Source organism: Pedobacter sp., assembly GCF_035317785.1.
Taxonomy (GTDB): Bacteria; Bacteroidota; Bacteroidia; order Sphingobacteriales; family Sphingobacteriaceae; genus Pedobacter.
Genome location: NZ_DATHGC010000159.1, coordinates 1 through 7,329 on the forward strand (window position 1 = coordinate 1; position 7,329 = coordinate 7,329).

Genomic DNA, 7,329 nt, shown 5'->3' on the forward strand with positions numbered 1-7,329 from the left:
CAGGTTGGCAGGCAGCGTACTTGCATTCCTGTTATAAAAAGTAGGATCAATATTATAAAAGGCAATCCGTGCCCTGTTGTATCCATAACTCAATTTGTCAATATCCTGCGACTCAGGAAACAACTGCGGCGTTCCCGACAGCTGCCAGGCAACCGCACTTTTCAGGTCTATTACAGACCTGGAGGCTTCAAAATCATCCAGATAACTCACCCCGCCTTTTTTGCCGCCGAAGTTCAGCGCATTGGGGTGCCCCGGAATCAGCTGGGCGAACTCTCCTGAAAAGGTCAGGCTGGAAGGTGCCTTAGTAGAGATCAGAGGCAGCTTGTCCACCAGCTTTGTCAGGAATCTGGAAGGCGAACTGTAATTCACATCCATTCCCCAGATCGTATTGGATATCGGTTCTTCACCCACGTTTACCTTTGGGGTCAGTGGTTTTTCAGTCAGGTTCATAAATGTACCACCCAGGTTCAGCTTATTGTTTACCTTATAATCCAGCCGGGTACCAAACAGCGAACGCTGCTGCAAACCAAACAGCTCATTATTTTCGGTAGAGATCCTGACCGGCTGTCCCGAAAGCAAGATCCCCGTATTCAATATCTTCACACGCCCGCCCTGGTAATCCACCGTATAATCTGTGCCCTCCTGCAAAGGAATCGTACCGGCAAAAACTTTCACCGAACCTTCCGGAACATTGATCGCATTCAAACTAAATTCAGAAGAGATTTCCGACTGGTAGCTTCCCTTGATGATATACCGGTTCTGTTTCTGGAACAGCTGCTGGGCAATCACCTTCGTAGAATCATACAAGGCTGTATAAGTATACTTGTCCTTAAACGCCTGTTCTGATGGCAAAAACTGGTCGGCCAGGTCTTTACCAAAAGGCTCCACAAGCGGCAAAATGATCCTGCCGTTGAGCGGATCAATGGTCACATAACCATTTGTCGCATTGGTCAGCAGCGCATTGGTATTCGAACCACTATTGCTGATATTTCCGTTATTCATGGATGATCCATCCAGCGAACTGTTCGTATTTGCACCAAACGGCTTATTTTCTGCCTCGAAATCAAAGATTCCGTCAGGTTTCGCTTCATCCTGCTGGTTCAGGCGGTCCAGCCCTACCACCTGGATCCACAATTTATCCCGCAGCGGTTTTTTGAATACATCAAGTTTCTCGCCCTCGGTAATTACAGGCCTTTCTATACCCGTCTTTTCATCTATCCTGAAGATGTCCAGTTTAAAGTTCTGCGAACTGATCTGATAGCCACCTATCGAGTAGATGTTTTTCATCATCAGGTCCCAGGTCGGCAGGTTCACCTTCGTAGTTTCATTCTTCAGCAATTTGGCAAACAGCACTTTTGGTGCAGCCTGGTCAAAGGGAACATCAGTAGAGAACTCCCCAACCTGATATTCCACACCATTGACCGTGTAACGGTAAGCAACTGCGAGCACCTCATCGGTGTTCAGTGCATTGTTCAGTGAAATGTATCCCAGCTTAGGATGAAAGGTAAACTCCCTGTCCGCCAGTTTACGTGCATAAGTTAATTTGGCAAAGTTATCTGTACCCTTATTGGCCTGAAAAAAAGAGATTACTGCATTGGAATTGGTCTGCCTCGCATCCGGCGGCAGCAACTCCAGCAAATTATTGGAAGGTTTTGGAAATTGCGGGTTACTAAAACCTGAAGGCAATGCCGAATAGCCGGCACCACTGATCTGTGCAGTGTTAAACGGCTTATTTTCACCCAGATCTATAAAACCAAGTACATCCCTTGAATCCTGCGTACTGCCCGCCTTGTTCGTGATCCATACCTCTATTTTGGTGATGATCACACCAGAAGTAATGGTAGGCGGATTTGACAACGCCCTGTTATAATTGTCCCTGAAATACTGCGCAAGGAAATAATGCTTATTCGCCTCATAGTTATCCGCACTGATCCGGTACTCATTCTGCTGGGCGCCATTATTGATCTGGATTTCTTTAGACTGCGATTTTTGTTGTGTAAATACCGTATTCACCATCAGCTTGCCAAACTGCAATTGCGTTTTTATTCCAAAAAGCGCCTGTGTACCATTGATCAGTGTAGTATTCAGCGGCAAACTCACATTTCCCGCCTCTATTTTCTTGATGATATCGTCTTCTCCGCCGGTATAGTCCAGTTTGATCTGGTTCTCAAAGTCAAACTGAGCCTCTGTGTTGTAGTTCATGTTGACCTTCAGCTTGGTCCCGATATTACCGATCACATCCATCTGGATGCGCTGGTTAAAGTCAAAATTTCCCTGTACACGCTGACGCTCATTAAACAGCGGGTTCTCATTCCTGTTGATCCGGCCAAGAAAAGTAAGCTCTGCTTCCCCTCTCGGCTGTATATTAATAGTAGTACCGCCAAATATCCTTTCAAACGCCTTGCTGTTGATCTGCAAACTCGGTATGATGCCAGTCCGTCTCACATCATTGATCTCCTGGTCAGACAGTTGCCGCCAGTTTTCCCTTTTGATCTCACTGCTGATCAGCCGCTGGTATTCTTCCACAGTCAGGTACTGCGGCGGTGCGTACATCCTGCCGCCTATCAGCTGTCTGATCACATACCGTTTATTGACCGCATCATATTCCACCTCACGTTTTACGTTATCTGGCAGGGGAGCAAAAGGACTCTTCAGCGACCTGATGCCCAGGCGCTGTTTTTCCTTCAGACTAAAGGGATTTTTGGTCGTATCACTACTGCTCCTTGGCGGGGTAACCTGCGAAAAGGCGCTGCTTCCGCCAAAGCAGATCAGTAAAAAGAGAATTAGCGTTAATAAGTGTTTCAAGGGTAAGTTATAAGTGTTTTAAGGCTAATTTTATCATTTGTTCAACCGTCAGTTCCTGGCCACCTGTTTTCACCGCACCATCAATCGCTTTTTCAGACGCCGGCTTCGCAAAACCCAGCATAATTAAAGCAGACAATGCCTCCTCCTTTACCGTACTTCTCAAAGGCGCCGCGATCAATGATCCTGAGCCTTCTTTTTTCAATTTATCCTGCAGCTCCAGTACCAGTCTCTGTGCAGATTTCACGCCTATCCCTTTAATCCTTTGGATGAGTGGAAGGTCAGCGTTCACTATTGCAGTCTGGATCTCATTAGGCGTGATCGACGAAAGCATCATCCGTCCAGTATTCGGGCCAATGCCCGATACCGAGATCAGGTGAAGAAATAACCTGCGCTCTCCCTCATCTGCAAAACCATAAAGCGTGTGGGCATCTTCCTTTACATGCAGCCAGACATACACTTTACAGCGTTCTGCATCGCCCAGGCTGCTGTAAGTATTTAATGATATATTGATGTGATAACCTATACCTCCGGCCTCCACAACAATATATGCGGGGCATTTAAAGGTCAGTTTACCATCTATATATTCGTACATAACTTACTTTTTAGAAATTCGTTTCAATATACTACCTCTTTTTGGATTTGCATCCTGTGCTTTCCCCTGCACGTCTAATACCGCGATGGTCACCATGTTCACGATCTCCCTTACCGAACTGCCCAGCTGCACGATGTGCACCGGTTTTTTCAATCCCAGCAAAATAGGCCCCACAGCCTCCGCCTCACCAAGTTCCTGCAGCAGCTTATAGGCAATATTACCCGATTCCAGGTTAGGGAACACCAAAGTATTTGCCGGAGCATCGATCAGTCGGCTAAATGGGAAATTGTCATTTAGCAAGTCATTATTGATCGCGAAATTTGCCTGCATCTCTCCGTCGACCATGATCTCCGGATGCTTATCGTGCAGGATTTTCACCGCCTTTCTTACCTTTTCAGGCACTATTCCTTCGTTTGAACCAAAATTAGAATAGGAAAGCAATGCAACTCTTGGCTGTATATTAAATTTGCTCACCGCCCGCTCCAGCAGCAGGGTCAGGTCCACCAGTTCCTCAACTGTAGGGTCAACATTCACAGTAGTGTCTCCAAAAAAGACAGGACCCTTTTTGGTCATCATCATGTACATACCCGCCACACGGTTTACCCCTGGTTCCGTGCCGATCACCTGCAGCGCGGGCTTTATCGTAGTCGCATAGTTCTTGGTCAGTCCCGAGATCATTGCATCAGCCTCACCAAACTCTACCATAAACGCTCCGAAGTAATTCCGGTCACGCAGCAGTTTGGTAGCTTCAAACAAAGTCACACCTCTCCGCTGCCTTTTTTGATACAAAGCTTCAGCATACTTATTCATACGCTCCGGCTCTTCAAACGAGTCAATAATCTCTACCCCATCCAGCTCCAGCGCATTTTCTTCAATGATCTTCTCAATGATCTTTTTATTTCCGAGTAAAATAGGAATGGCAATATTTTCATCCTTAACGATCTGTGCCGCCTTCAGGATCTTATAATTATCCGCCTCCGCAAATACAACCCGTTTAGGATCAGATTTTGCCTTATTGGTAATGGCCCTCATAATGGCATCATCACCACCCAGCCTGCGCTTCAGCTCTTCTTCATAAGCATCCCAGTCATTGATCACCTTACGGGCCACACCCGATTCAATAGCAGCTTTTGCAACGGCGATAGACACGTTCGTCAGCAACCGCATGTCCATTGGCTTTGGAATGATATAATCCCTGCCAAACTTAATGTTATTCTGATTATACGCCATATTCACCGCTTCCGGAACAGACTTTTTAGCCAGCTCAGCAATCGCCCTTACAGCAGCTATTTTCATGGCCTCATTGATGCTCGTCGCGCGCACATCAAGCGCCCCCCTGAATATATATGGAAAACCCAGCACATTATTGACCTGGTTCGGATAATCCGATCTCCCCGTTGCCATGATCAGGTCCTTACGCGAACCCAGAGCCAGCTCATAAGCTATTTCCGGATCAGGGTTAGACATGGCAAACACGATCGGATTTTTAGCCATTGACTTCAGCATATCCGCAGTTACACAATTGGCCGATGACAGGCCAATGAACACGTCCGAATCTTTCATCGCTTCTTCCAGCGTATCCAGTTTCCTGGATGTTGCAAATTCAGCCTTAATCTCATCCAGGTTATCCCTGGTATCTCTGATCACGCCAGAACGGTCGCACATCACCACATTTTCTTTTTTAGCACCCAGGGAAACATAAAGACGGGTACAGGAAATGGCCGCCGCACCTGCGCCGTTCACCACGATCCTGATCTTGTCCATTTTCTTTTTCTGCAATTCACAAGCATTCAGCAATGCCGCCGCCGATATGATGGCAGTACCATGCTGATCGTCGTGCATCACAGGAATGTTCATTTCCTCCTTTAAGCGGCGCTCTATTTCAAAGCACTCCGGTGCTTTAATATCTTCCAGGTTTATACCCCCAAACGTTGGTTCCAGGGCTTTCACAATCTTTACAAAATCATCAACATTTTTAGTATCCAACTCCAGATCAAACACATCTATGTCTGCAAAGATCTTAAACAACAGACCTTTACCTTCCATTACCGGCTTTCCGGCTTCCGGGCCAATGTCTCCAAGGCCCAGTACCGCCGTACCATTGCTGATCACCGCCACCAGGTTACCCTTTGCGGTATATTTATAAACATCGTCCTTATTTTCAGCTATTCTTAAACAGGGTTCTGCAACACCTGGTGAGTAAGCAAGCGCCAGATCTCTTTGAGAATTCGTAGGTTTGGTAGGCACCACCTGTATCTTTCCCGGCCTGCCCTGCGAGTGGTAATCTAAAGCATCCTGCTTCCTGTTAATTTTACTCATAAATGATCAAATGTCAAGCGGCAAAGTTACAATTCTTTTATTAGCCGTTAAAGTAAAAAAAGGAACGAAGATGTGTCTGATGAATTATTCCCTACAGCCAAAATGAACAAAGTGAACAGAAAAAACAGCTGATCAATCAGCCCCTTTCCGCCCTGCGGGCACTACCCTCTCCGGCGGTATCATAAACTTTCAGTTTTTGTCCCGGAACGATTGTTGATCCCCGGAGTTTATTCCAGACCTTCAGGTCCTGAACCTCCACATGATACTTGTTTGCTATGGTACCCAGATTTTGACCTGATGAGACCTTATGATAGAAGAAAGCAGGTCTGGATTTTGTCCGCGATTTTTTGACAGTTTTTCTGTCGCTGTTTGAGGCCAGGATCACCCGCATACTGCCGGTGCCGCTATCCTCATTAAGAATCTCATAGATACTGGTAAAATCCTCAAGGCTGATCCTCGGAATGACCAGCCGCTTGGGCGATGTCTCCGTCCCGTTCACAATCTTCTTTTTATAAGAAGGATTGAGACTGCACAACACATCCAGGTCCATGTCCAGTGCCTCGGCCAGCGCAGGGATAGACACAAAATGGTTCACCTGTATCGTATCTGTATATTTTTCAAAAGGTGAGGATGCGCGTTGTATCTGATGCTTATCAGGACAATTCATGACATAAACCGCAGCGATGAATGCCGGTACATAATTCCTGGTTTCTTTTGGTAAATATCTTCTCAGTTCCCAAAAATCCATAGAATTGGATTTTTCCATTGCCCTTTTCACATTACCCATTCCGCAATTGTAAGCAGCAATGGCCAGCAACCAGTCGCCAAGCTCTTCATAAGCGTCCTTAAAGTAGGCCGCCGCCGCATAGCTCGCCTGTACAGGATCTTTCCGTTCATCGACAAAATTGTCCATGTTCAGTCCGTAACCTTTTGCCGTTGCAAACATGAATTGCCAAAGTCCGGTAGCCCCAACACGTGATACCGCATAAGGATTCATGGACGATTCTATGATCGGCAGGTATTTAATTTCCTCCGGAATATTGAAACTCTTCAAAGCCTTGGCAAAGATGGGAAAGTAATAATCTGACAGGCCAAGCATTTTGCCCATCATATCCTTGCGGCCGCTATAGATGTCGATATAATCCTGCACCTGCTGGTTATAACTCAGGGGAACAGTCTTTTGGATCGAATCCAGTCTGTTTTTATATGTATAATTGTAATTGCTGAACTTAGGCAGTTCTAACACTTCCGGTACGGAAGTAGTATCGTTCAAAGGAAGCACTTGTTGCCGGGCAACCGCCGAAAAGCTTATCAAAGCCAGAATGCAATAGGATACAGAGAGTATTTTTTTGTTCATAGGCCGGTATTGGTTTTGGTTTTAATTTACGGGCTCATTTAAAAACTCATGAGCCAGTGACAGCAGTACTTCCTCGTGGAAGTGTCTGGCCATTAATTGAATACTTAACGGCAAACCTTCTATATTATTGCCCAATGGAAGGGCCACGGCCGGAATTCCTGTCAGCGATGCCAGTACCGTAAATATATCCGCCATATACATGACCAGCGGATCATCCATATTTTCGCCTATTTTAAATGCAGGGGTCGGAGTCACA

The 7,329-nt window shown here is 46.1% G+C and carries 5 protein-coding genes; all 5 read right to left on the reverse strand.

Features of this window, described 5'->3' with window-relative positions:
- On the reverse strand, window positions 1-2,805 hold a 2,805-nt coding region (gene sprA / locus VK541_RS09810), incomplete at its 3' end, for a cell surface protein SprA (RefSeq protein ID WP_324369443.1).
- Between the two features lie 7 nt (window positions 2,806-2,812).
- Window positions 2,813-3,397: a Holliday junction branch migration protein RuvA gene (gene ruvA / locus VK541_RS09815; protein ID WP_324369445.1), complete on the reverse strand. Its 585-nt coding sequence runs from the start codon at window positions 3,395-3,397 to the stop codon at window positions 2,813-2,815.
- A 3-nt stretch (window positions 3,398-3,400) separates the two neighbouring features.
- Window positions 3,401-5,716 carry an NADP-dependent malic enzyme gene (locus VK541_RS09820; RefSeq protein WP_324369447.1) on the reverse strand — a complete coding sequence of 772 codons (2,316 nt, stop codon included), beginning with the start codon at window positions 5,714-5,716 and terminating at the stop codon, window positions 3,401-3,403.
- 136 nt (window positions 5,717-5,852) lie between these two features.
- Complete coding sequence (locus VK541_RS09825; RefSeq protein ID WP_324369449.1) at window positions 5,853-7,073, reverse strand: lytic transglycosylase domain-containing protein; 1,221 nt, start codon at window positions 7,071-7,073, stop codon at window positions 5,853-5,855.
- 21 nt (window positions 7,074-7,094) lie between these two features.
- Window positions 7,095-7,329: amidase family protein (locus VK541_RS09830; RefSeq protein ID WP_324369451.1), on the reverse strand; the 235-nt coding region annotated here is incomplete at its 5' end.

Coding starts and splice junctions, on each gene's coding strand:
- ruvA (WP_324369445.1), bottom strand. CDS start 3,397: ATGTACGAATATATAGATGGTAAACTGACCTTTAAATGCCCCGCATAT.
- VK541_RS09820 (WP_324369447.1), bottom strand. CDS start 5,716: ATGAGTAAAATTAACAGGAAGCAGGATGCTTTAGATTACCACTCGCAG.
- VK541_RS09825 (WP_324369449.1), bottom strand. CDS start 7,073: ATGAACAAAAAAATACTCTCTGTATCCTATTGCATTCTGGCTTTGATA.